The organism is Pseudomonas sp. CROZ-RG-20F-R04-15, assembly GCF_022662375.1.
Lineage (GTDB): Bacteria > Pseudomonadota > Gammaproteobacteria > Pseudomonadales > Pseudomonadaceae > Aquipseudomonas.
This window is the reverse complement of the sequence record NZ_JAKNQL010000002.1, coordinates 132,878-156,614: the sequence shown is the minus strand read 5'-3', so window position 1 is coordinate 156,614 and position 23,737 is coordinate 132,878. Positions and strand designations below refer to the sequence as shown.

At 59.4% G+C, this 23,737-nt stretch carries 24 protein-coding genes; 7 read left to right on the top strand and 17 right to left on the bottom strand.

Features of this window, described 5'->3' with window-relative positions:
• Nucleotides 1-9: 9 nt before the first annotated feature.
• The 3 genes from L8H52_RS05085 to L8H52_RS05075 form a co-directional block, all read right to left on the bottom strand.
• Nucleotides 10-831: a transporter substrate-binding domain-containing protein gene (locus L8H52_RS05085; protein WP_242205815.1), complete on the bottom strand. Its 822-nt coding sequence runs from the start codon at nucleotides 829-831 to the stop codon at nucleotides 10-12.
• Nucleotides 832-912: 81 nt separating this feature from the next.
• Nucleotides 913-1,842: an FAD-binding protein gene (locus tag L8H52_RS05080; protein WP_127929312.1), complete on the bottom strand. Its 930-nt coding sequence runs from the start codon at nucleotides 1,840-1,842 to the stop codon at nucleotides 913-915.
• Nucleotides 1,843-1,844: 2 nt separating this feature from the next.
• Nucleotides 1,845-2,594, bottom strand: coding sequence for an electron transfer flavoprotein subunit beta/FixA family protein (locus L8H52_RS05075; RefSeq protein ID WP_007908338.1), 750 nt, complete (start codon nucleotides 2,592-2,594; stop codon nucleotides 1,845-1,847).
• Nucleotides 2,595-3,144: 550 nt separating this feature from the next.
• Here L8H52_RS05075 and L8H52_RS05070 point away from each other — a divergent pair.
• On the top strand, nucleotides 3,145-4,809 hold the full coding sequence (locus L8H52_RS05070; protein ID WP_016985998.1) for an electron transfer flavoprotein-ubiquinone oxidoreductase: 1,665 nt from the start codon (nucleotides 3,145-3,147) through the stop codon (nucleotides 4,807-4,809).
• Between the two features lie 184 nt (nucleotides 4,810-4,993).
• Here the strand turns inward: L8H52_RS05070 and L8H52_RS05065 are convergent, their stop codons facing one another.
• Nucleotides 4,994-5,884, bottom strand: a complete 891-nt coding sequence (locus L8H52_RS05065) for an AraC family transcriptional regulator (protein WP_110720362.1) — start codon at nucleotides 5,882-5,884, stop codon at nucleotides 4,994-4,996.
• A gap of 192 nt (nucleotides 5,885-6,076) precedes the next feature.
• On the opposite strand from L8H52_RS05065, the gene L8H52_RS05060 reads away from it, so the two are divergent.
• On the top strand, nucleotides 6,077-7,129 hold the full coding sequence (locus tag L8H52_RS05060; RefSeq protein WP_242205817.1) for an NAD(P)-dependent alcohol dehydrogenase: 1,053 nt from the start codon (nucleotides 6,077-6,079) through the stop codon (nucleotides 7,127-7,129).
• On the opposite strand, the gene L8H52_RS05055 is transcribed toward L8H52_RS05060, so the two are convergent.
• From L8H52_RS05055 to L8H52_RS05015, 9 genes are all read right to left on the bottom strand, one after another.
• Nucleotides 7,126-7,929: an IclR family transcriptional regulator gene (locus L8H52_RS05055; RefSeq protein ID WP_158960093.1), complete on the bottom strand. Its 804-nt coding sequence runs from the start codon at nucleotides 7,927-7,929 to the stop codon at nucleotides 7,126-7,128. The two genes, L8H52_RS05060 and L8H52_RS05055, sit on opposite strands and share 4 nt — an antisense overlap.
• Before the next feature lie 61 nt (nucleotides 7,930-7,990).
• Nucleotides 7,991-9,301: an MFS transporter gene (locus L8H52_RS05050; protein WP_242205818.1), complete on the bottom strand. Its 1,311-nt coding sequence runs from the start codon at nucleotides 9,299-9,301 to the stop codon at nucleotides 7,991-7,993.
• Nucleotides 9,302-9,482: 181 nt separating this feature from the next.
• Nucleotides 9,483-10,631: a galactonate dehydratase gene (dgoD, locus tag L8H52_RS05045; RefSeq protein ID WP_008085519.1), complete on the bottom strand. Its 1,149-nt coding sequence runs from the start codon at nucleotides 10,629-10,631 to the stop codon at nucleotides 9,483-9,485.
• A gap of 46 nt (nucleotides 10,632-10,677) precedes the next feature.
• Entirely contained in the window at nucleotides 10,678-11,298 is a 621-nt protein-coding gene (locus tag L8H52_RS05040) for a 2-dehydro-3-deoxy-6-phosphogalactonate aldolase (protein WP_242205820.1), read from the bottom strand.
• A 19-nt stretch (nucleotides 11,299-11,317) separates the two neighbouring features.
• The gene (locus L8H52_RS05035) at nucleotides 11,318-12,307 is read right to left on the bottom strand and encodes a 2-dehydro-3-deoxygalactonokinase (RefSeq protein ID WP_242205822.1); all 990 of its coding nucleotides are present in this window, start codon (nucleotides 12,305-12,307) and stop codon (nucleotides 11,318-11,320) included.
• Nucleotides 12,308-13,168: 861 nt separating this feature from the next.
• Nucleotides 13,169-13,909 carry an alpha/beta hydrolase gene (locus tag L8H52_RS05030; protein WP_242205824.1) on the bottom strand — a complete coding sequence of 247 codons (741 nt, stop codon included), beginning with the start codon at nucleotides 13,907-13,909 and terminating at the stop codon, nucleotides 13,169-13,171.
• A gap of 6 nt (nucleotides 13,910-13,915) precedes the next feature.
• Nucleotides 13,916-14,410: a PAAR domain-containing protein gene (locus L8H52_RS05025; RefSeq protein WP_122842539.1), complete on the bottom strand. Its 495-nt coding sequence runs from the start codon at nucleotides 14,408-14,410 to the stop codon at nucleotides 13,916-13,918.
• Complete coding sequence (locus tag L8H52_RS05020) at nucleotides 14,407-15,069, bottom strand: hypothetical protein (RefSeq protein ID WP_242205826.1); 663 nt, start codon at nucleotides 15,067-15,069, stop codon at nucleotides 14,407-14,409. The genes L8H52_RS05025 and L8H52_RS05020 overlap by 4 nt, the downstream gene beginning before the upstream one ends.
• A gap of 159 nt (nucleotides 15,070-15,228) precedes the next feature.
• Entirely contained in the window at nucleotides 15,229-15,708 is a 480-nt protein-coding gene (locus L8H52_RS05015; protein ID WP_053122551.1) for a GNAT family N-acetyltransferase, read from the bottom strand.
• Between the two features lie 227 nt (nucleotides 15,709-15,935).
• Between L8H52_RS05015 and L8H52_RS05010 the strand changes: the two genes are divergently transcribed.
• The 5 genes from L8H52_RS05010 (at nucleotide 15,936) to L8H52_RS04990 (ending at nucleotide 19,062) form a co-directional block, all read left to right on the top strand.
• A complete protein-coding gene (locus L8H52_RS05010) occupies nucleotides 15,936-16,589 on the top strand; it encodes an HD domain-containing protein (protein WP_242205828.1) in 654 nt (217 codons plus the stop codon).
• Between the two features lie 110 nt (nucleotides 16,590-16,699).
• Entirely contained in the window at nucleotides 16,700-17,896 is a 1,197-nt protein-coding gene (locus L8H52_RS05005) for an MFS transporter (RefSeq protein WP_242205830.1), read from the top strand.
• An 82-nt stretch (nucleotides 17,897-17,978) separates the two neighbouring features.
• A complete protein-coding gene (locus L8H52_RS05000) occupies nucleotides 17,979-18,317 on the top strand; it encodes a hypothetical protein (RefSeq protein ID WP_242205832.1) in 339 nt (112 codons plus the stop codon).
• 44 nt (nucleotides 18,318-18,361) lie between these two features.
• Nucleotides 18,362-18,619: a hypothetical protein gene (locus L8H52_RS04995; RefSeq protein ID WP_016986009.1), complete on the top strand. Its 258-nt coding sequence runs from the start codon at nucleotides 18,362-18,364 to the stop codon at nucleotides 18,617-18,619.
• A gap of 62 nt (nucleotides 18,620-18,681) precedes the next feature.
• Nucleotides 18,682-19,062, top strand: a complete 381-nt coding sequence (locus tag L8H52_RS04990; protein WP_242205834.1) for a Rho termination factor N-terminal domain-containing protein — start codon at nucleotides 18,682-18,684, stop codon at nucleotides 19,060-19,062.
• A 122-nt stretch (nucleotides 19,063-19,184) separates the two neighbouring features.
• Here the strand turns inward: L8H52_RS04990 and L8H52_RS04985 are convergent, their stop codons facing one another.
• The 4 genes from L8H52_RS04985 to L8H52_RS04970 all read right to left on the bottom strand — a co-directional run bounded on the left by L8H52_RS04985 (nucleotide 19,185) and on the right by L8H52_RS04970 (nucleotide 23,484).
• Nucleotides 19,185-20,114 (bottom strand): PfkB family carbohydrate kinase, encoded by a 930-nt coding sequence (locus L8H52_RS04985; protein WP_242205836.1) that lies wholly within the window; start codon nucleotides 20,112-20,114, stop codon nucleotides 19,185-19,187.
• Entirely contained in the window at nucleotides 20,107-21,573 is a 1,467-nt protein-coding gene (locus tag L8H52_RS04980; RefSeq protein WP_242205838.1) for a cytosine permease, read from the bottom strand. Before L8H52_RS04980 ends, L8H52_RS04985 begins: the two co-directional genes overlap by 8 nt.
• 202 nt (nucleotides 21,574-21,775) lie before the next feature.
• The gene (locus tag L8H52_RS04975) at nucleotides 21,776-22,774 is read right to left on the bottom strand and encodes an ADP-ribosylglycohydrolase family protein (protein ID WP_242205840.1); all 999 of its coding nucleotides are present in this window, start codon (nucleotides 22,772-22,774) and stop codon (nucleotides 21,776-21,778) included.
• Entirely contained in the window at nucleotides 22,771-23,484 is a 714-nt protein-coding gene (locus L8H52_RS04970) for a GntR family transcriptional regulator (RefSeq protein ID WP_242205842.1), read from the bottom strand. Before L8H52_RS04970 ends, L8H52_RS04975 begins: the two co-directional genes overlap by 4 nt.
• Between the last annotated feature and the right edge of the window lie 253 nt (nucleotides 23,485-23,737).

The following is a 23,737-nucleotide window of genomic DNA, read 5'->3' as shown; positions in this document are numbered from 1 at the left end:
TAAGAATCCCTACTGTTTTGGGGCACTGACAGGTTGTTGCGGCTGTTGCTGCTGCGCCTTCCAGCGCTCGATGTTGCGTTGCAGCGCGGCTTCCGTCAGTCCGGACGCGGGCAATTCTGTCATCTTTTTGGCTAGCTGTCCGCGCAACCACGGATCGTTGCAGGCCGAGTTGTGAGAAACCGCAAGAAACAGCCCCGGCCGGTCGACGGGTTGTTCGAACGCCAGCAAGTCGTTGGCCATACCCAACGCCTGCGCGGCGGCCATGCCCGAGTAGCGTCCGGCGAGTACATATTCCACTTCACCGAGAAGCAATTTCTGCAGGGCCTGAGTGAGGTTGGCTGTCTTGGTCAGGGTCAGATTCTGCTCGGCGAAAGTGCCAAATGCCTGGGTCATTCGAGACTTTTCCGACAATGCTCCGGCGTGGCCGTGCAGGTCCCTGGCTTCGCTGTAGACCAGTGTCGAGCCTTTGCGCGTCCACACCAGATAGTCGTTTTCCAGCAGCGGCGGATGGATGTAGTCGAGGTTTTCCAGTTCATTGAAGGACAGCGGCGCGTCGGCGAGCATGTCCATGCGCCCGCTGCGCACTTCGTCGAGGGCTTGCGAGCGCTTTCCGGCGTAGAGCAACTCGACTTTGATGCCGAGATCCTTGGCCACTTGTTGCAACAGGTCGGCACTGGCACCGATCAACTGTTTGGGATTTTGCGGGTCCTGCCACAGATACGGCGGCGCATCCGGGCTACCGGTGACGACGAGGCGCTCGCATTTGCCAGCGGCCATCGCCAACCCCGGCAACAGGGCCAACCCCAACAACCATCCGCAGCGCAGATCCATGGCAAAACGCTCCTCACTCAAATCCAAGACAAAAAAAAGCCCGACCAAAAGGTCGGGCTCTTTATAAGTGAAGCCGCTGGATTAGACCAGCTTCTCCAGCTCAGGTACGGCTTCGAACAGATCCGCCACGAGACCGTAATCGGCCACCTGGAAGATCGGCGCTTCTTCGTCCTTGTTGATCGCAACGATCACTTTGGAGTCTTTCATGCCGGCCAGATGCTGGATCGCGCCGGAGATACCGACGGCGATGTACAGCTGTGGCGCAACGATCTTGCCGGTCTGGCCGACCTGCATGTCGTTCGGTACGAAACCTGCGTCGACCGCAGCGCGCGAAGCACCGACGGCGGCGCCCAGCTTGTCGGCCAGGGCGTACAGGTGTTTGAAGTTGTCGCCGTTCTGCATGCCGCGGCCGCCGGAAACGACGATCTTGGCAGCGGTCAGCTCTGGACGATCAGACTTGGCCAGTTCTTCGCCAACGAAGCTCGAAGTGCCAGCGTTGTGCGCAGCAGCGACGGCTTCAACAGCAGCCGAACCACCTTCAGCAGCAACCGGGTCGAAACCGGTGGCACGCACGGTGATCACTTTGATTGGCGCGGTCGACTGTACGGTAGCGATGGCGTTACCAGCGTAGATCGGACGCTTGAAAGTGTCAGCGCTTTCGACCGAGATGATCTCGGAGATCTGGTCAACGTCCAGCTGCGCAGCAACGCGCGGCAGGATGTTTTTGCCGTTGGAGGTAGCGGCAGCCAGGATATGGCTGTAGCCAGCGCCCAGCTCTGCAACCAGAGGAGCAACGTTTTCCGGCAGCTGATGCGCGTAAGCGGCATTGTCAGCGTTGAGGACTTTGCTCACGCCAGCGATTTTCGCAGCGGCTTCAGCCACGGCGCCAGCGCCCTGACCTGCAACCAGAACGTGGATGTCGCCGCCGATTTTGGCAGCAGCAGCCACGGTGTTCAGTGTGGCCGGGGCCAGCACTTTGTTGTCGTGTTCAGCGATTACCAAGATAGTCATGATTAGATTACCTTCGCTTCGTTTTTCAGTTTCTCGACCAGTTCAGCCACCGACTTGACCTTGATGCCTGCGCTGCGTGCAGCCGGCGCTTCGACTTTCAGGGTCTTGTTGGTGGAGGCGGTGGAAACGCCCAAAGCGTCCGGAGTCAGCACTTCGAGAGGCTTCTTCTTGGCTTTCATGATGTTTGGCAGAGACGCATAGCGCGGCTCGTTCAAACGCAGGTCGGTGGTGACGATTGCCGGCAGTTTCAGCGAAACAGTCTGCGCGCCGCCGTCGATTTCGCGAGTCACGGCAACGCTGTCGCCGGACACTTCGACTTTCGAGGCGAACGTGCCCTGACCATAGCCGCTCAGTGCAGCGAGCATCTGGCCGGTCTGATTGTTGTCGCTGTCGATGGCCTGTTTGCCGAGGATCACCAGCTGCGGCTGTTCCTTGTCGACCACAGCCTTGAGCAGCTTGGCCACGGCGAGCGAGGTCAGATCTTCAGCGGATTCGACGAGGATGGCACGGTCGGCACCCAGAGCCAGTGCGGTACGCAACTGCTCCTGAGCGGTGGTCGGGCCGATGGAGACGACGACGATTTCAGTCGCAACACCTTTCTCTTTCAGGCGTACGGCTTCTTCCACTGCGATTTCGCAGAACGGGTTCATCGACATCTTGACGTTGGCGAGATCGACGCCGGAATTGTCCGCCTTGACGCGAACCTTGACGTTGTAATCCACAACGCGTTTGACAGCTACAAGAACCTTCATGGATTCCTCGTTACTCTCCGGTGAAAAGAAAGTCGCCTAGGCGAACCTGGCGGTTGATGCTCATCAGGCTAAAAGGGCACCTCTAAAAACGCCGACTCGGGTGTCAGGTCTCTACACGCTGTGGAGACCTGCGACCGTTCGTCAGGGGTGACCGACGGGTCATTGATCTTCACGCGGTGTAAACTGCGCGCCAGACTGCGCTGCGCATCACCTTCTACTGCCTGTGCCCTGTCTTTAGACGTGCTCTTGAAACCGCCAGTCTGCCTACGACGAGCGCAAAACCGCCCGTATCTTGACCGGAACGCCTATTCCGGTCAATACAGCAAAATGACCATTCATAAGCCGCGCTTCTTTGATTTCTCTGGGCTGGAGCCGATTCAAACAAACGTTTGTATTGGACGCTGGGAGTGGTGTAGATATAATGCGCCGCCTAGAGAGAAAGGTCTGTTCTCCAATATTCCCCTTGACGTTAACGTAAAGGAATAGCGGATGCGACATCAAACCTCCAAATTAGAAAAAAAACTGTTGAGCCTTGAGTAGGAGATAGCCTGTGGAACGCGAATACATGGAATTCGACGTGGTCATCGTCGGTGCCGGCCCCGCTGGCCTGTCCGCCGCCTGCCGTCTGAAGCAGAAGGCCGCCGAAGCCGGTAAGGAAATCAGCGTCTGCGTGGTCGAAAAAGGCTCCGAAGTCGGCGCACATATCCTGTCCGGCGCCGTGTTCGAACCACGCGCTCTGAACGAACTGTTCCCGGACTGGAAAGAACTCGGCGCACCGCTGAACACGCCAGTCACCCGCGACGATATTTTCGTGCTGAAAAACGCCGAAAACGCGCAGAAGATTCCAGACTTCTTTGTGCCCAAGACCATGCACAACGAAGGCAACTACATCATCTCCCTCGGCAACCTGTGCCGCTGGCTAGCTCAGCAGGCCGAGAACCTTGGCGTCGAAATCTACCCGGGCTTCGCCGCTCAGGAAGCGTTGATTGACGAGCAAGGCGTGGTGCGCGGGATCATCACCGGTGACCTCGGCGTCGACCGTGAAGGCAATCCGAAAGAAGGCCTGTACACCCCGGGCATGGAGCTGCGTGGCAAATACACGCTGTTCGCCGAAGGCTGCCGTGGCCACATCGGCAAGCAACTGATCAAGCGTTACAACCTCGACAGCGATGCCGACGCCCAGCATTACGGCATCGGCCTGAAAGAAATCTGGGAAATCGACCCGGCCAAACACCAGCCAGGTCTGGTGGTGCACACCGCCGGTTGGCCGCTGGACATCATGGGCACCGAGAACACCGGTGGCTCGTTCCTCTATCACCTGGAAAACAACCAGGTGGTGGTCGGTCTGATCGTCGACCTGTCCTACAGCAACACCTACCTGTCGCCGTTCGACGAGTTCCAGCGCCTCAAGCATCACCCGGTGCTGGCTCAGTACCTGGAAGGCGGCAAGCGCATCAGCTACGGCGCCCGTGCGATCTGCAAAGGTGGCCTGAACTCGCTGCCGAAAATGGTCTTCAAGGGCGGCGCGCTGATCGGTTGCGACCTCGGCACACTGAACTTCGCCAAGATCAAAGGCAGCCACACCGCCATGAAGTCGGGGATGCTCGCCGCTGAATCGGTGGCTGACGCATTGTTCGCCGAGAAGGACGGCACCGAAGAGCTGACCACTTATGTGGACGCGTTCAAGAAGAGCTGGCTCTACGACGAACTGTTCGCCAGCCGCAACTTCGGCCCGGCGATCCACAAGTTCGGCGCCATCGTTGGCGGCGGTTTCAACTGGCTGGACCAGAACATCTTCGGCGGCAAACTGCCGTTCACCCTGCACGACACCAAGCCGGACTACGCTTGCCTCAAGCTCGCGGCCGACTGCAAGAAGATCGACTATCCGAAGCCGGACGGCAAACTCAGCTTCGACAAACTCAGCTCGGTGTTCATCTCTGGTACCAACCACGAAGAAGAACAGCCTTGCCACCTGAAGCTGACCGACCCGAGCATCCCGATCAGCAAGAACCTGCCGCTGTACGACGAACCGGCGCAGCGCTACTGCCCGGCCGGCGTGTACGAAGTGATCACCAAGGAAGACGGCGAGAAGCGTTTCCAGATCAATGCGCAGAACTGCGTGCACTGCAAGACCTGTGATATCAAGGACCCTTCGCAGAACATCACCTGGGTCACGCCGGAAGGCGCTGGCGGCCCGACTTATCCGAACATGTAAGTCGACACGCTGAACAACAAGGCTCCCGAACCGGGGGCCTTTTTGTTGCCCACAATTCCTCTAACACCACAAAAACACTGTGGGAGCGAGCCTGCTCGCGAAAGCGGTGTGTCATATAAAGATGATGTCGATTGCTACACCGCCTTCGCGAGCAGGCTCGCTCCCACAGGGGACTATCGTCGAATCAGGCGGCGCGCTCGTCACCCGGGCTGCGTTCGAAGTAGCGCTTGTACTCGCGGCTGAATTGCGAAGTACTCTGATAACCCACCCGATGCGCCACCTGCGCCACACCCAGGCCCTCCGCCACCAGCAAGGTCTGCGCCTTCAACAAGCGCAAACGCTTCAGATACTGCACCGGCGACAGCAACGTGCTGCGTTTGAAGTGCTCATGGAACGTCGACACGCTCATGTTCGCGCAACCGGCCAGCGTCTCCACGTTCAACGGCTCGGTGTAATGCGCATGCAGATGACTGATCGACGCCGCCACCCGGGCGAACTGCCCCTGCTGCTCAACCAACGCGCGCAACACATCGGCCTGCGGCCCGCGCAACGCGGTGAACAACAATTCACGCACCCGTGCCGGCCCGAGAATCTGGCATTCCAGCGGATCGTGCAGGCAACTGAGCAAACGTTCGACACAGCCACGCATGTCATCGTCGAGCACCACCGAGGTCATCGACTCCGGCGTCTGCGCCGGGATATGCCGCCCCGGCGCCAGCCCCATGGCCAGCACCAGCTCACCAAGCAACACCCGATCAATCGCCACCGACACCCCGAGCAACGGCGCATCCGGCAAGGCAAACGTCTCGCATTCGAACGGCACCGGCAGCGCCTGAATCAGGTAATGCCCGGCGCCGTATTCCATGGTGCGCGGCCCGAGAAACGCCAGTTTGCTGCCCTGGGCGATGATCATCAGGCTCGGCTCATAAATGTGCGGGCCACGGGCGACGTCGCAACTGGCGCGCAACACTTGCACACCGGGCAGCCCGGTCTGACTGTAACCATCGCGCAGCGCCAGCGGTTCGATCAGCGAAACCAGCCGGGCATTGGCATCAAGATGACGGGTCAATTGCATCGAATTGCTCTTCACAAAAAATCACGGAAACAAGGGATGAAAGCATCATCGCAGATCCTTTTGCCAATGCGACCGATCAAACCCGCATGCCGGAGGATTAGGCATGAGACCCGGAGGAATCGTCATGGCCGGACCGACAGTCGGCGCCCAGAATGCGCCGCCTCACTTGTTCCTGCTTTTGCGAGGTTTCACATGTACACAGCCATCGGTTATGCCGCCCAATCGGCCACCACCCCCCTCGCCCCGATGAAGTTCGAACGTCGCAGCCCGCGCGCCGACGACGTCGCGATCGAAATTCTTTACTGCGGCGTTTGCCACTCCGACATCCACCAGGCGCGCAACGAATGGGGCATCGCCGTTTACCCGCTGATGCCAGGTCACGAGATCGTCGGAAAAGTCACCGCGATCGGTGCGAATGTCACCCAGCACAAAGTCGGCGATCTGGTCGGCGTCGGCTGCATGGTCGACTCCTGCCGCACCTGCGAAGCCTGCCAGTCGAACCTTGAGCAATACTGCCTCGAAGGCCCGACCATGACCTACGCCACCCCGGATCGGGTCGATGGCAGCAACACCATGGGCGGTTATTCCGACAGCATCGTCGTCAGCGAACACTTTGTCGTACGCATCCCGGAAAAACTGGCCTTGGCCAGCGCCGCGCCGATCCTCTGCGCCGGTATCACCACCTACTCGCCGCTCAAGCACTACGGTGTGAAAGCGGGCGATAAGGTCGGGATTCTCGGCATGGGCGGCCTCGGCCACATGGGCATCAAGTTCGCCAAGGCGATGGGCGCTGAAGTCACGCTGTTCACCCGCTCGGCGAGCAAGGCTGAAGAAGGTCGTCGTCAGGGTGCCGATCACGTGATCGTTTCCACCGACGCCGAGCAGATGAAAGCCGCTGCCGGTTACTTCGACTTCCTGCTCGACACCATTCCGGTGCAGCACGATCTCAACCCGTACCTCGACACCCTGCGCTTCGACGGCGTGCACATTCTGGTCGGTCTGATCGAACCGATCGATCCACCGGTTCACGCCGCCAAACTGGTATTGGGTCGCCGCATCTTGGCCGGTTCGTTGATCGGTGGCGTCGCCGAAACCCAGGAAGTGCTGGATTTCTGCGCCGAGCACAACATCACCTGCGACATCGAAATGCTCGACATCCGCCAGATCAACGAGGCTTACGCCCGGATGATCGCCGGTGACGTGAAGTACCGTTTCGTGATCGACATGGCGACGCTCAAGGTTTAAATCTTCAGACCGAGTTCCGCCGACAGCCGGGCTGTGACCCCTTTGATCAGGGGAATCAGCTCGGCCATTTTTTCCAGCGGCATGTACGGCACGGTGCTGGCGATACTGATCGCCGCCACAATGCCCTTGCTCGCATCGCGAATCGGCGCCGCCACGCAGCGGATCGACGGTTCGTTGTCCTCCAGATCGAACGCGTAGCCACCGGCGACGTATTCGGTCATGCGCTGCTCCAGCTGTTCCCACGACTGTTGGGGATGCTGCGGCCAGAACTGACTTTTCCCACCGGCCGGCAGACTGATGTCGTACAGACGCTGCCAATCTTTCGGCGAGTCATCGAGCATCAATGCCTTGCCAATCCCGGTGCGTGCCAAAGGCATGCGATGGCCGACCCGCGAACGCATTTCCGGGCCGTTGCGCCCTGGATTTTTCAGCAGGTACAGCACTTCATCGCCTTCACGAATGCCCAAATGCACAGTGTCGCCGGTCAGCGCCGACAACTCGTCCAGATAAGGCGCGGCCAGGGTCACCAGCGGCAACTCTTCGCGCGCCTGGAAACCCAGTTCGATCAGCTTCGGCCCGAGCAGGTAACCGACTTGCGGCACCACGCGCAGGTAGCGCTCATCGACCAGGCAACTGGCCAGACGATGGGTGGTGCTGCGCGTGGTGCCGATCAGCCGGGCGATCTCCTTGAGATCACGGGCGCCGCTGGCCACCGCTTGCACCACACCCAAGCCACGTAACAGCGTCTGGGTGCCAGTGGGCGCGGCGTCCTTGGTTTTTTCCGGAGCGTCTTCCTGCATATCCAGCCTTTTACCGTTGAGCGAAGGAACGGGCGGCATTATGGTCGCCCGACGCTGAGCACTACAACTCGATACGTTCGACCTTGCCGACCAGCAGCACGTAGGACAATGCACCGATCAAGGCGAGCACCGCGATATAGGTGATCGCCGGCGCGAAGGAATCGCCGCTGGCGAGGAAGCCGATGACGATCGGCGTGGCAATTGCTGACAGGTTACCGATGAAGTTGAACACCCCGCCAGTCAGCCCGAGCAAACGCGCCGGCGCCAACGTCGACACCAGCGACCAGGTGATCGAGGCCAGACCGTTGCCGAAGAACGCCAGCGCCAGAAAGGCAATTACCAGCGGCGTCGACTCAACGAAGTTGGCGCCGATGATCGAGGTGGAAATCAGCAGCCCGCCAATGATTGGCAACTTGCGCGCAAAGCCGACGGTGCAACCGCGACGGATCAGGAAGTCGGAAAAGAACCCCGAACACAACACGCCGATAAACGCGGCGAGAAACGGCAGCGATGCCAACAGACCGGACTTGATGAAGTCCATGCCGCGATACTTCACCAGATAAGTCGGGAACCACGTCAGGAAAAACCACAGCGTCGAGTTCAGGCAGAACTGGCCGAGGTAGATGCCCCACAACTTGCGTTTGGTCAGCACGATGCCCAAGTCGGTCCAGCTGAATTTGGCTTTGACCTTGGCGGACTCTTGTTGAATATCGACCAGACCACCGCCCTCGCGGATCAAGTCGATTTCCGCTTGGTTGGCGCCTTTGAAATCCCGTGGCTCGCGATACACCGCGTACCAGATCGCCGCCCAAATGATGCCCACCGCGCCGGTCGCGACGAAGACCATGTGCCAGCCGAATTCGTGTTGCAACCAGGCCAGCACCGGAGTCAGGAATGCCAGACCGACGAACTGACCCGAGGTGTAGAAACCGATGGCCGTGGCGCGTTCACGCTCGGGAAACCACGTCGTCACCACGCGGCTGTTGATCGGATAGGCCGGTGCTTCGAGCGCGCCGACGGCCATGCGTAAAACGAACAACGCGATGAAACTGGCCGCGAAACCGAGCATCACTGTGGCAATCGACCACAACAACAAAGCGACGCTATAGAGAATGCGCGGCGGCACACGGTCGACCAGCCAGCCGCCGGGGATTTGCATGGCGGCGTAGGTCCAGCCGAACGCGGAGAAAATCAGGCCGACGTGAATCGGATCGATGCCCAGCTCACTGGTCAGCGCCGGCGCGGCAATCGACAGGTTGCTGCGGTCGAGGTAGTTGATGACCACGGTGATAAACAGCAACACCATGATGAAAAACCGCTTGCGGCTAGGCGTGACTAAAGACGCCTGCCCGGTGAGGGTTTGCGGTTGCATGGGGAGAGCCTCTTTTTATGTTTATTGAGGTCGGCCTGAGGCCTTGCATCTGATCGTTCCCACGCTCCGCGTGGGAATGCAGCCCGGGACGCTCCGCGTCCCAAAAGCGGACGCAGAGCGTCCATTGAGGCATTCCCACGCAGAGCGTGGGAACGATCTCATCGGGTGTGTCAGAGACAAATCACCACTCGGCAAAGCTGCCATCGGCATGGCGCCAGATCGGGTTGCGCCAGCGGTGCCCGACCGCCGCGCGCTCGATCACGTATTCCTCGTTGATCTCGATGCCCAACCCCGGCCCGTTCGGAATCTTCACGAAGCCTTTGTCGTAATCGAACACCCGTGGATCCTTCACGTAGTCGAGCAAGTCGTTGCTCTCGTTGTAATGGATGCCCAGGCTTTGCTCCTGGATAAACGCGTTGTAACAAACCGCGTCCAGTTGCAAACACGCTGCCAGTGCAATCGGCCCCAGGGGGCAATGCAGCGCCAGCGCCACGTCGTAGGCTTCGGCCATGTTGGCGATCTTGCGGGTTTCGGTGATGCCGCCAGCGTGGGAAGCATCCGGCTGGATGATGTCGACGTAGCCTTCGCTCAGCACGCGTTTAAAGTCCCAACGCGAGAACAGTCGCTCGCCGAGGGCAATCGGCGTGCTGGTCAGCGGCGCCAGCTCTTTCAGCGCTTCATAGTTTTCGCTGAGCACCGGCTCTTCGATAAACATCAGTTTGTACGGGTCGAGTTCCTTCATCAGCACCTTGGCCATCGGCTTGTGCACGCGGCCATGGAAGTCGACGCCGATGCCGACGTTCGGCCCGACCGCATCACGCACAGCGGCAACGTTGGCCAGCGCCAGATCGACTTTCTCGAAGGTATCGAGGAACTGCAGCTCTTCGGTGCCGTTCATCTTCACCGCTGTGAAACCACGGCTCACCGCCTCTTTCGCCGCACGCGCGGTGTCGGCCGGACGGTCACCGCCGATCCACGAATACACGCGAATCTTGTCGCGCACCTGGCCGCCGAGCAGATCGCTGACCGACACCCCGAGGGCCTTGCCCTTGATGTCCCACAACGCCTGATCGATACCCGCCAGCGCGCTCATGTGAATCGCGCCGCCACGGTAGAAACCGCCGCGATACAGGACGGTCCAGATGTCTTCGATATTGCGTGGGTCTTTGCCAATCAGGTAGTCGGACAATTCTTCAACGGCAGCCGCGACGGTATGCGCGCGCCCTTCAACAACGGGTTCGCCCCAACCGGTCACGCCTTCATCGGTTTCGACCTTTAGGAAGCACCAACGCGGCGGGACGATGAAGGTGGTGAGTTTGGTGATTTTCATCTTTTTGTCTCTCTTGTAGATGCAGCGCACACAGCGCCAAAAAGTCTTAGCGAAGGGCCTTCCACGCAGCCACGTAAGCCTTGGCGTTCACCGCCACTTGCTCCGGCGTCATGCCCGGTTTGAACAGTCCGGAACCGAGGCCGAAACCTTTTACACCGGCATCGATAAACGCCTGCATATTGTCCGGTGTAATACCGCCGACCGGCGCCAGTACCGTTCCCGTCGGCAACACTGCGAGCCAGGCTTTGACGACCGCCGGGCCCATCTGCTCAGCCGGAAACATCTTGAGAATGTCCGCGCCCTCCTCCAGTGCCGCGAAGGCCTCGGTCGGCGTGGCGACACCCGGCGACAGAAACAGCCCCGCCGCTTTCGCCGCGCGCAACACCTTGGCATCGCTATGCGGCATGACGATCACTTGGCCGCCGGCTTCTTTCACCAACTCGACCTGCTCCGGCGTCAGCACCGTGCCGGCACCGATCAGGCAATCGGCGGGCAAGGTCGTACGCAAAATGCGGATACTTTCGTACGGCGACGGGGAATTGAGCGGTACTTCGATGACGCGAAATCCGGCCGCATACAGGACTTCTCCGACAGCGGCGGCTTCCTGCGGATGCAGGCCACGCAGAATCGCGATCAGACCGTTTTGTGCCAGTGCTTGCTTGAGCATGTCAGGCCTCCAGTCAGGGTTAACGGGATGAGGAATCAATCAGTCCGGCGGCCAGCGCCAGTTGCCACAAGCCACGCTCGGTGGCCTGCTCGGCCAGCGTCACGTCGGCGAAACCACAGGCATCGAGCGCGCGGCTGTAGCGCGCGCAGAGTTGTGCGTTACCGATGAGGATGATCGAAGGAAGATTCGGATTGTTACGGCGCCGGCGCTGAACGCTGGCGAGCGCCGCCAGTTCATGGCCGATCATCAGGCCGGACAGATAATCCGCCTGCGCGGTCGGGCTGAGTTCGCCGGTCAGACCCAAGGTACGGGCGCTGAACAACGTCGACAGCACGCCCAGCTCGCCGTCCGCCGACTGCGCAATCTGCACGCCCCGGTCAAACGCCAGAGCATCGAACGTCGCGCCTTGCTTCAGGGTCCGGCCGAGAATGCTGTGCTCACTGAGCACGGCGAACACTTCGCCGGTCATGAAGGTATCGAAATGAGTGATGCAGCCATCGACCACGTCCACCCATTTCGAGTGGCTGCCCGGCAGGCCGATCAACAGGTCAGCACCCGCCTCAATCGGCAGATTCTGCAGCACGCCGAGCACTTGGGTTTCTTCGCCGCGCATCACGTTCGGCAGCCGCGAACGCTGAATCACGCCTGGCACGATATGCACCACGGTGCCGCGCAGACTGATCACTGTTTGTAGGGAGTTTCCGAGATTGGCGACGTTCGCCGGCGTCTCGCAGTAGGCCGCTTCACGCCAGCCCTGCGCACTGCCGACCATGCCGCAAGCGATCACCGGCAGATCCGGCTGCGCCTCGAGCCAGTCGCCGCAGGCCTCATCGAAGGCCAGTTCAAAACCGTCGGTGCATTCGCGACCGGCGATGATTCGCGGGGTCTTGGGCAACTGCATGATCCCGGACGACAGCGCGCGCTGCTCCAGCACCACACCGTCCGCCGCGAGTTTGTAAGCACGTAATGAGGTCGTCCCCCAGTCGAGCGCGATCAATTGCGCCAGCATCGCTTCACCTGTTTTGTTTTTGGCAGTGAGTGCGACGGACTATAGACCTCTCAGACGTAAAATCTCAATATGTAATTTTGCATCCCATATTTTGGGATAGGCCAAGTTAAAAATTCTTCCTCTGCAAACCGGAGTTCATGCACATTCGAGTCGAAGAAGTAGTGATGATCGTTATTTACCGAACAGATCAAAAAAATATCGTGGTGCGAGCTTCACTCCTTGAAGAAACTCGAAACCAATTTATTAAAAATACTGCGAGCCGTCTTATTATTACCCAATGGTAGTAAACCCATAATATAGGCACGAACTGGTCATAGTGGAAACGGCCTTCAAAGTAGGCAAGGCCGATGAAATATGCGGCTACTCTGCACTTCCTGGATTCATCAAATCGACACTCGGGATTTGCATAATCTTCGAGAAATACGTTTTGTAAGTAGTCGAATGAACTCTAAACACACAAGAAATGGAATCTCTGGATTTCAAAAACGGAACTAACGAATCTCCTTTGAGACGTCTTTCCTCACCCTTATCATCTACCTGTTCATCGAAAAGAACATCCGCCCTATAGAGCAGTGAATCAGTTGACACTCTTTCAATGAACCCGAAACCGGATTGCTTTATACGGTGCGCCTGTGAAAAATCTTGATCGTCCGTTAACGAACATACAAGACCCTGACCAATAGACGACTTGAACAACTGAAGCAGTTCTACATCTGACGAAAAATAAATTTGATAAATCCCGGTACTGCGAAGCCGATCAGTCTTTGAGTACTGTAAATTAGCGATAGGCCGACCATGATTCAAAGAACACGCAGAGACCATCAGAATCATAACTGCCAACGTTATAAATCTCACAAAACGTTACTCCTTGGTCCATTTCAAAATTGATTCCCTTAAAATCTGTCGAGCTGACTTGCCACCAGGCAAAGGTCGCGCGTACATAAAGTTAGCATCCGCGTGATTGATGTCCAGCCGCCCCATTACATTAGGTCCAGCGGAAATTTCCCATTGCTCACCAAAATCCGCAACGACGTCCGATAAATTCCAATCAACTGCAGCGGCTCTGATATTCACCCAGTATTCCGCTTTTGGCTGAGGAACCTTCCTATATATCTTCGAAATACCGTAGACAATTTTTCCGTGGCCTACAGGGTCTAGGGTGACCAGCATCTTGACTTTAAATCCACGATCGGACAAAACAGCCGATAGGTGCGCGCCATTCCACCCACCCAAGCTATGACCGATAATGTAAACGGCGGTATTACAGTTTGAAATCTTACCAATTACATTCTTTTCCAGATCCTCTTCACTCATGAACGCGTTATAACCAAGAGGCAAGGTAGTGCAGTACTTCTTGATTTCTAGAGCTTCGATATCTGCATCAACCATGTCTCGAACGTAATCGACGTTGTGGTTAGGGCCATCAACATAATATCTTTCCTGATCGCCCGCTCCGCCAACAAGAAATACCATTACATCCCGCAATTTTACCGATGCTTGCTTAACAGACTGGTCAGTCTTACAAGTGAGCGTATGGGTAACTGGATTCCTTCTAGCTACCGGCACTTCTGGAGTGTCTGCTGTCGCACTTCCTTCTGCCATTTATCATCACTCCACAAACAAATTTATAGTTTCAGCCAAATGCGAGCTGACGGTATGGGTGAATCCCAACGCATCCGTAATTCCCGGCTCCTCACTGCCATCGCCGCGCTGAATCGTGTAGGGGTGATAGGGCACCGGCTCTCCGGTGTCCTCATTCACCACTTGCAACCTGTCCGTGAAATGCACCGGCATCGGCAACAACCCACTAAACGCCGCCCCACCGCCGCTCTGGCCGATAATCACAGTACCCGAACCACCGACCACGACATTGCCGTGGCCTCCGGTGCTGTCCAGCGTTGCGGCATTCAGTCCGTTGATGAAAACCGTGCCGGAAACGGCGCCGGTAATCGGGCTGCCACACGCCGATTTATCGGTCATGCGCGCAGCCGCGAGGCCGTCGAAGAATACGTTCGGCGAGCCGGAAGCAATCGGGTTGGTGCCATGGCCTGGCAATGGGCAGGCGGTCGGGTCGGTGACGCGTGCAGCGGGTTTACCACTCAATTCAAAGCTCCTTGCTTCAGGGGTTCCGGGTGCGGCTGATGAATATCGATGTCGGTCGCGGCGAAGCGCCAGCGGTTGTCGACGGGGTCGAACAGGGCGTGGCAGTGTTCACGGCTGTCGGGGGATGTAGCGATCTGCAGATGTTGCCAGGCTTGATCGACATGCCATGCCAGCTCGGCAGGCGTCGCGTCATCCAGCTCGTTGAGCCAGGCGTTGTAGTTGCGCAGGTGATTGCGTTCGTAAGTCGATTGCAGCAAATCGGCCATTTGTGTGCCGAGGTCGAGATGATGCTGGGCCGTCCACTGGACGATCTCGGAATAGACGTACCAACCCATCGGCATCAACCCGCCGTCCTTGAGCAGCGAATGCCCGGCAGGGGCGACGAAACCGCAACAGATGTGCAGCGTCAGCCAACCTTGATGGGCGTCGATAAACGCCGTCGGATCGAAGGTGCGCAGCGGTATCACGCGGTAATCGTCAAGCCCGGCACTGCGCCTCATCAACTCGGCATCGAGGCGTGACACGAACGCACGAATGGCTGTGCCCCCCGTACGATTTGTCATGCAGAGAATGTCGACCGGTTGGCGCTGGGGGTTGTCGCTCGAGCCCGAGTTTTTCACCAGGCCGTACAGACGCATTGTCGCCCGTAGTCCGCTCATCGCTGGTCACTCGTTGACGCAGCGAAGGCTCCACGGGCGTGGAGAAATTGTGCCAGAGGCATTGCAAGTGTCATCCATGAGCGCGCAAAAATGGTGCGTAGGATGCCGGACTAGAGCGCTGGCTACAATCGTTTTACTGCCGGATTGCCATCATGGTGCTCAGCCCTCGGCAAACTCACGCAGGACTTTGCCATCCATGCGGTAGCGCACCCATTCTTCCTGCGGTTGCGCACCGAGGGACTTGTAGAAATCGATGGCCGGCGTGTTCCAGTCCAGCACGCTCCATTCGAAGCGGCCGCAGTCGTTGTCGCAGGCGATTTTCGCCAAGTGACGCAACAAGGTTTTGCCGGCTCCGCCGCCGCGTTGTTCGGGAGTGATGTAGAGGTCTTCGAGGTACAGGCAGTTGCTGCCGAGCCAGGTCGAATAGCTGAAGAAGAACACCGCGAAACCGATCGGCAGACCATCGCGCAGGCAGATCAGCCCGTGGGCGGTGGCGCCTTCGCCGAACAGGCTGCGTTCGATGTCGGCAACGCTGGCGATGACTTCGTGGCGGGCCTTTTCGAAATCGGCGAGTTCAGTGATGAAGGCGAGGATTTGCGGGGCATCGCTGGGGGTCGCCGGGCGGATTTCGATCGTCATGGACGGGCCTTGTCGGAAAAGGAAAACGCCATACTAAGGCCGTGGGCGGCGCTCGTCACATGGCAAAACACACACTACCCTGCGCAATGTTGCAAACGCTGCAGTTCCCTGTGGGAGCGAGCCTGCTCGCGAATGCATTCTGTCATTCAACAATGCAAGTGACTGTAAGGGCGCCTTCGCGAGCAGGCTCGCTCCCACAGGGACTTCGACAATCTGAAAGGATGCTTATGAACCTTGAGTTTTTTACACCCGTGGCGGCACTGGCAGCAGAGTTACTGCCGCACGCTCTGGAGCCGTCCGACGACGGCGCTCACGACCTCGCCCACCTGCAACGGGTCTGGCACAACGTGCGTACGCTGCACGAAGAAGAAGGCGGCGATCTTGAGGTGTTGCTGGCCGCCGTACTCTTGCACGATTGCGTCGCCGTCGAGAAGAATTCGCCACTGCGTTCGCAGGCTTCGCGTCTTGCGGCGGAAAAAGCTTCTGCAGTATTAGCCGGTATGAATTGGCCGACAGCGAAAATCAGTGAAGTTGCCCACGCCATCGAAGCCCACAGTTTCTCCGCCAACATCACCCCACGCACCCGCGAAGCGAAAATCGTCCAGGACGCCGACCGCCTCGACTCACTCGGCATGCTCGGCGTCGCCCGTACCTTCTACATTGCCGGGCGCATGGGCTCGGCGCTGTACGACCCGCAGGATCCCGAAGCGAAACAGCGCGACTACGACGACAAGCGGTTTTGCCTCGATCATTTCCAGACAAAACTGCTGCACCTCGCCGACGGTTTCCAGACCGCCACCGGCCGGCGTCTGGCGCAAATCCGCCATCAACGCCTGAAGGGTTTCATGGAGCAGTTCAAGGAAGAGATCGGCATCGCCTGATGCTTTACTCCGGCGCACAACGATCCTGACTTCGCCAAGCTCAGACCTAACCCGCCAGCCTGCCGTGTTAAACAGATGACGCTGAATTTTTCCGCTCAAGGATTCGCGTCATGCCGCCAGCAACACCCAAAGTCTCAGGCAAGTTGTTCGGTCTGTTCTGCCTCGCCAGTTATCTGCTGTCGTTGTCTTACGGCTCGACGTTTTTATTGTCGCTGTTGATCAGTTCTCGCGGGGGCAATGAACACGATGCCGGCAGTGTGATTTCGGCGGCGATGCTCAGTACGTTTGTCGCAGTGCTGGTGTCCGGGCATCTGTCGGACTGGCTCGGCGCGGCGCGTTCGATTGCCCTGTTTGGTCTATTGCTGGTGGCGGCGAGTCTGGGCTTTGCGCTGACACCGGGGTTTGGTCATCTGTTGTTGGTTTTCGGTTTGTTGCTGGGATTGGGCTGGGGCGTTTTCTACACCTTGGGGCCGATCATCGTCGCGAGCCTGGTAACCCCGGCGCAGCGCGCCAAATACTTTGCGCTGCTGTCGGGCAGCATGATGACCGGGATTGGCAGCGGCCCTTTGCTCGGACGGGCAGCCAGTGCGCTGGGCTTGCCAGTGACCTCGGCGTTTTATCTGGCGGCGCTGGCAAGCCTGATCGGGGTGCTGCTGTTCTGGCAGCTGGGTACTCGATTGAAAAGCACGCTGGCCCCGACGGCGGCAAAAATCAGCTGGCAAGCAACCACTCAAGTGCTCAGCTCGCGTGCGCTGCTTCCGATCATCATGGTTGGGCTCGGCGGCTGCGTATTCGGTGGATTGTCGAGCTTTCAGACCAGCTATGCCGCCGCCCGCTCGCTGGATTATTCGTTGTTCTTTCTCGGCTTCATGAGCGCCGCGATCAGCAGTCGGATGCTGATCGCCGGATATGTCGTCAAGCGTGATCCTTTGCGCGCATCGTGCCTGCTGTCGGGGCTGATGCTGGGTTCGATTGCGCTGTTCACGTTCGGCGTGCACAGCGGATTCAGTTATCTGTTGGCGGCGCTGATGCTCGGTGTCGGTTATGGCCTGACCTATTCGGTGATCAACGGCCTGGCGGCCAACGAAGCACCGGCCGGTACTACATCGCAGGCCTTGTTGCTGTTCAGTCTTTCGTACTTCATCGGCGTGTTTGGTTTCCCGCTATTGGCCGGCAAAATCATCGTTGAGCACGGCATGAGCACGCTGCTTTTGACGGTTTTGATCGTCGCGTTGGCCAACTGGCTGATTACCCTTGGCCGCTTGTTCTGGCGGCGGTTCAGTCTGAATGCCGCGCAGGCAAGCTAGACCGTTCGTCGTTCATCAGGCACCAATCCGATCAGCGGGCAGACCAACGACAGGTAAGGATTCCAATCACTGGAGAAGCCCTATGATCCCGTCAAGGTTGACCGCTTTCGTATTCAGCGCCCTGCTCTGCCCTGCGGTTTTCGCCGCATCCGCCACCGCTGCGGGCACCGGCCCTACCGATCCGACCCCGCCACGCGCACCCGCCATCAACAGTGCCCCCGGCATGAATACCGATGGCTCCGGCGTACCCCTGATCAATCAGCCTCCCGCCACCGGCACCGACCCGCGCACGCAGGGCAGTGACCCGGGCCGGCAGGGCGGCATGAATACCCCCGACGCCGCCACGCCAGACAACGCGGGCCCCGGCATCGGCTCGAAAACCACCACCGGTGGCTCCGGTTCCGAAGGCTCCGGTCAGTAGTTCGCCGACGCGAGCGTCCTGTTCAACTCAATGAAGAGGTAACCATGAACGTCGATAAAAACCTGGAAAAAGAAGTCCTCACCCGCCTGCTGCACGCTCATCCGAGTGGACTGGGCAAGGAGGTGCTGGACAATTACCGGGGCGAGAAGGTCGTGGCCAGCGCCCTCGCCGCTTTGCAGGATCGTGGACTGATTCACCACGGGCATGTGACCTGCAACGAGGCTGGCGAACATTCGTTGAACCTGCCGATCAAGCTCAGTGCCGCTGGCGTTGAGGCGGCGCGCAAGCTGGATCTGCAGTAGTCCTGCGGCCGCTCGCTGCCGATGCGGCGAGCGGTCGATCTGCACACAAGAGGAGAAATCCTATGCCTCGTGGAAGCAAAGACAAATACACCGCCGAGCAAAAGCGCAAAGCCGAGCACATCGAAGACAGCTACGAAAAGAAAGGTCTGTCGAAGGATGACGCCGAGACGCGGGCCTGGGCGACGGTGAACAAGCAATCGGGCGGCGGCGAAAAGGCCGGCGGTTCCGGGCGCAGAAAACCGGCGAGTGCCAAGGCTGAGGATCGTAAAGAGTCTTCGCGGCGGGCGGTGGCCAGTCGCGAGGGGCATTCGCGTAACAGCAAGGCTTCGAAGAATACGCAGACAGTCGATAGCTTGATGAAGGAGGCCCGGGCGAAGCAGATTCCGGGGCGTTCTTCGATGCGCAAGCAAGAGTTGATTGAGGCGTTGCGCAAGGCCGGCTGACTTTGCGTGAGGTTGACGGCCCCTTCGCGAGCAAGCTCGCTCCCACATTAAATTTATGTCGATCACAAATCACCTGTGGGAGCGACGGTGCGACGATTCGACCTGCTCGCGAAAGCGCTAGATCAATCGCCGCTGGACTCTCGGATAAACGCATCCACCTCTGCCGCTGCCGGCGAAGTCGCCGGCCCCCAGCGCGTCACCGCGATAGCCGCTGCCGCATTCGCCCGCCGCGCCGCTTCATGGGCAGACAAACCCTGCGCCAGTCCGGCAACAAACACTCCGGCATGGGCATCACCGGCGCCATTGCTGTCGACCGCTTTCACGGCAAACCCGGGCACATGCCGACGCTCATCGCGCTGATGAATCCAGCAACCCTGCGGGCCGTCGCGCACCACCATCAACACATCGTTGGGCAGGTGCTCAGCGAGGCGATCCAGCGCCGCGCCAATATCATCAGCGCCGGTAAACCGCAGTGCTTCAACACTGTTGCTGGTCCACACATCGATGCGCGGCAGCAACGCCTGCATCATCAGCGAGTCCGGCGACTCGACCAATGGGCCCGGATCGAACACCACGTTGATCGAATCCGGCAGTGCCAGCGTCCAGTCGAGCAACGCCTGGGCCTTGCCTTCGTGGAGCAGGCTGTAGCCGCTCAGATAAACGTAGTCGCCCGGCTCGGCCGGAACGCTGTTCAGATCCGCCTCCGTCACTTCACCTTCTGCGCCGATGTAGGAAATGAAACTGCGCTCCGCCGACGCATCGGTCAGCGCCACACATAAACCGGTGTCTTTCTGTGCGGCTTCGGTGATGCCGATGTGAATCCCCTCGGCGTTCATCGCCTGACGCGCGAGATCGCCGAAACGCCCGCGGCCATGGCGACCGAGATACACCACCGGCAGGCCATTACGCACCGCTGCCGCCATCACATTGAATCCGCCACCGGCTTCGAAACCGGCCGACTGCGCCAGTACGTCACCGCCAATCTGCGGCAGTTTATCCACGGCCATGACCAGGTCGATGATGACCTGGCCGGTGTGCAACATCTTAGGCATGAGCATTCTCGGTTTGCGCGGCGCGGCGATCTTTCGCCCCGCCGAGGACGAAGTAAATGCCACCGGCGACCACGAAGGTCACGATCCAGCCGAGGCCGTTGTGGCCTAGCCACGAGTCGGACAGGAAGCCCTTGAACCAGACGTTCTCGGCAGTGGTGCCAATAGTGGTGAAACTGAAACCAAGGACAATGGCGATTGCCCATGCGCCAAATGCGCGCCATTCGATGCCGCCACGATACCAGTAGGCGCTGCTCGGGCTGACGTCGAGCAGGTCTTTCGGGCTGTAGTAGTGACGGTGAATCAAGTCGACGACGAAGATCCCGACCCACGCAGTGATCGGCACTGCCAGCAGGGAAATGAAGGTAATGAACGGGCCGTAGAAGCTGTCGGCGATCAGCATGAAGTAAATCGAACCGGCGAAGATCGCGACGATATCGACCACCACCGCGTAGACGCGTTTGACTTTGAGGCCGAGGGTCAGCGTGGTCAAACCAGCGGAGTACACCGACAGGTTGTTCGACAGCAGCAGGCCACCGAATGCAGTGATCAGGTACGGCACCGCCATCCACGTTGGCAACATGTCGCGAATCGCCACAATCGGGTCAGTCGCCGAGGCGAGGTCGTTGTTACCCACCGACAGCAAGCCGCCGAGGGTGATCAACAGCACCAGTGGAATCCCCGCACCAAACGCCGCAGACGCGACCAGACGCACAGCCTTGACGCTGCGATGCTGATAGCGCGACATGTCGGCGCCAGCGTTGGCCCAACCGATGCCGGTGCCGGCGGCCATGGTGCCGATGCCAATGATCATTGCGCTCATCGGCGCTGGCGTAGCGTTGAACACCGCGCTCCAGTCGATGGTCGCGCAGAGGAAGCCACCGACCAGAAGATTCAGCGCGCCGAACACGTAGGTCGCCCACTTCTGGATCACCAGCAAGGTCGCGTGGCCGAGGCCAGAAACCGACAAGGTCAGCAGGACGAAAATGGCGATGAAGATCAGCGTCAGTACCGGTGCGCTTTTCGCCTCAACCGGTGAGCCGAACAGAATCGAGCACAGCGACAGCAGCACGAAGGCGGCGGTGGTGGTGTTGACGGTTTCCCAGCCCAGACGCGACATCAGCGAGACCAGCGTCGGGCCGATATTGCCGCGCACACCGAAGATCGCTCGCGACAAGGTCAGGCTCGGCGCGCGGCCACGGCGCCCGGCAATCGAGATGATCCCGACCACGGCAAACGAACCGGCAGCACCGATGATTGCAACGATGATCGCCTGCCAGATCGCCAAGCCGCGAAACGCGACCAGGGTGGCGCCCAGTGGCAGGCCGAGAATCGAGATGTTGGCGGCGAACCAGACCCAGAACAGTTGCAGCGGATGACCGTTGCACTCAGCTTCCGGCACCGGTTCGATGCCGCGGGTTTCCAGTTGCCCGGCGCTTTGCCCGGCGTTTGATGAACTCATGAAGGTGCTCCTGTTTGCCTTTTTTGTGGTTGTGGCAATGATGCAAAACGACAAGACATCGCGGCCGTCCTCGGCCTGTCTGCGCGATCCATTGCGGGTGAATATTCAAGTTTTGCGGTGCGGCCTTCGCGAGCAGGCTCGCTCCCACAGGGATCACGCCGTACCTGTGGGAGCGAGTCTGCTCGCGAAGGCGTCAGCCCAATCAGCGCAAAGCCAACAGCCCCTGCACCAACGGCTCAAGCTCCAGATGATTGACGACTTTCACCGTGTCGATCATCGGCACCGGCCAGCTCTCAAGACCCAGGCAGGCCCCCAGCATGGCGCCAAGAATCGCGGCGATGGTGTCGGTGTCACCGCCAAGACTGGCGGCCATGCACAGCGCATCAAACGCGCTCATCTCACCGACCGCGACTTGCTGCGCCAAGGCGAACGAGACCACCACCGATTCCTGCGACGCCACCGAAGTGCCGATCACGTCGTAGAGCAGATCCGCGAGCAAAGCCTTGTCGCTGTCGACACTGATGGTGCGCGCCCAACTGATGCGCGAGGCGATCCGCCCACCGGCCACCCAATGGCCGTGTGATTCCGCTTGTTGAGCGATTTGCTGACCGAGGTTCAACGCCCCCCCCAGGTCCATGCCATTGATGCCGGCGGAGACCACCGCCGCCACCGCCGCCGCGCTGGAAATCCCCAGTGTGGTGTTGTGGGTTACCTGGCAAGCCTGCACCACCGCAGCAATAAACCGCTCCGGATCGGCAACATCCGCCGCGATCCCGACTGGCGTGATGCGCATGGCCGCGCCGTTAGTGGTGCCGTAACGCCCGGCCTCTTCCGGCGAGTGCCCGGCGAGGATCATTTCGATGGCGCGTTTGGTCGATGGGCCGAGCAAATCCTGCGAGCCCTTGGCCTGCATTTCGGCTTCCCACTCGATCAAGCGTTGCGCGAGGATTGCTGGCTCGATGCGGCCCTTGCCTTCGACCAGTAACTCGCCGACCAGAATCGCCTGCTCGGTGTCGTCGGTGATCGAGCCTTTGGGCATGTTTGCGGCGATCGGTTGCAGGGGGCCGGCATCCTGCAGATCGGTGATTGTGCCGAAGCGGGTCTTGATCGTTTCGCGATTTAGCGATTGCGTCGGCATGCCCAGCGCGTCGCCGAGGGCCAGGCCATAGAAAGCGCCGAGTGCACGGTTGAGCGCGGTCATTTCGATTCTCCAAATTGCAGGTGCAGACGGAAATGCACCGGGTCGAGCAAACTTTCCACCTGTTCCATGAAGCGGTTCTGCCGGTCGTAGGTGGTGCGCAGCGCTTTGAGGAAAACAGTGCCGACCGGACGCCCGAGCAGTGCGGCGTCTTCGGCATTCAACGGTTCGGCGCCGATCCACTGGTCGCCGCGCTCGCCAATGTAGCCGTAGGCGGCCAGGGTGATGGTCAGGGAGTTGTCGATCAAACCAACGCGCGGCAGGCTTTCCAGGCCGCCGGTGGCCGGCATCAAAGAGCGTTCAAGTGAGACCAGCGTGCCTTCGTTGGAACGGCGGCGACGGTCGAGGGTGATGAATTGATCGGTGCCAAAACGCGCCAGCAGATCGGGCCGGGTCACGGCTTCCAGACGCAACACTTCGGTATTGATCATCGCCCCGCTGTCGGCCAGCGCCTGCGCCCAGCCGCTGCGCTGGTCGAGGGCAACACCGTCGAAGGTAACGATGGAGCCGACGCCGCTTTGCGTGGCGATGTAATTGCGCCGTTTCAGTTCGGCCAGCGCTTCGCGCAGCGTACCTCGGCTGACTTTGAATTCTTGAGCCAACTGATGTTCGCCGGGCAACAGAAAGCCGTCCTCCATGAGGCCGCTTTCGATGCGCCGGACGAGCTCGTCGACCACCCGTTGTTTCTTGTCAAATCGTACCTGTCTAATCATGTACAAATTGATAACCGAAACGGGTGCGGTCGAGCAAGGTAAATTTAGGGGTAGTGACGAAAGGCGGAAGAATCAAAAGCCCCTCACCCTAGCCCTCTCCCGGAGGGAGAGGGGACTGAATGGGGGATATTCAAGAGGTTCGCCGACCTGAGCGTGCTTCGCCGAATCCACAATCCACCCGAAAGTGCTGTTCCGAATTCATAGTCGACGAGAACTTTCAGGTCAACGGATTACGCAAGACACCTCGGTCGGC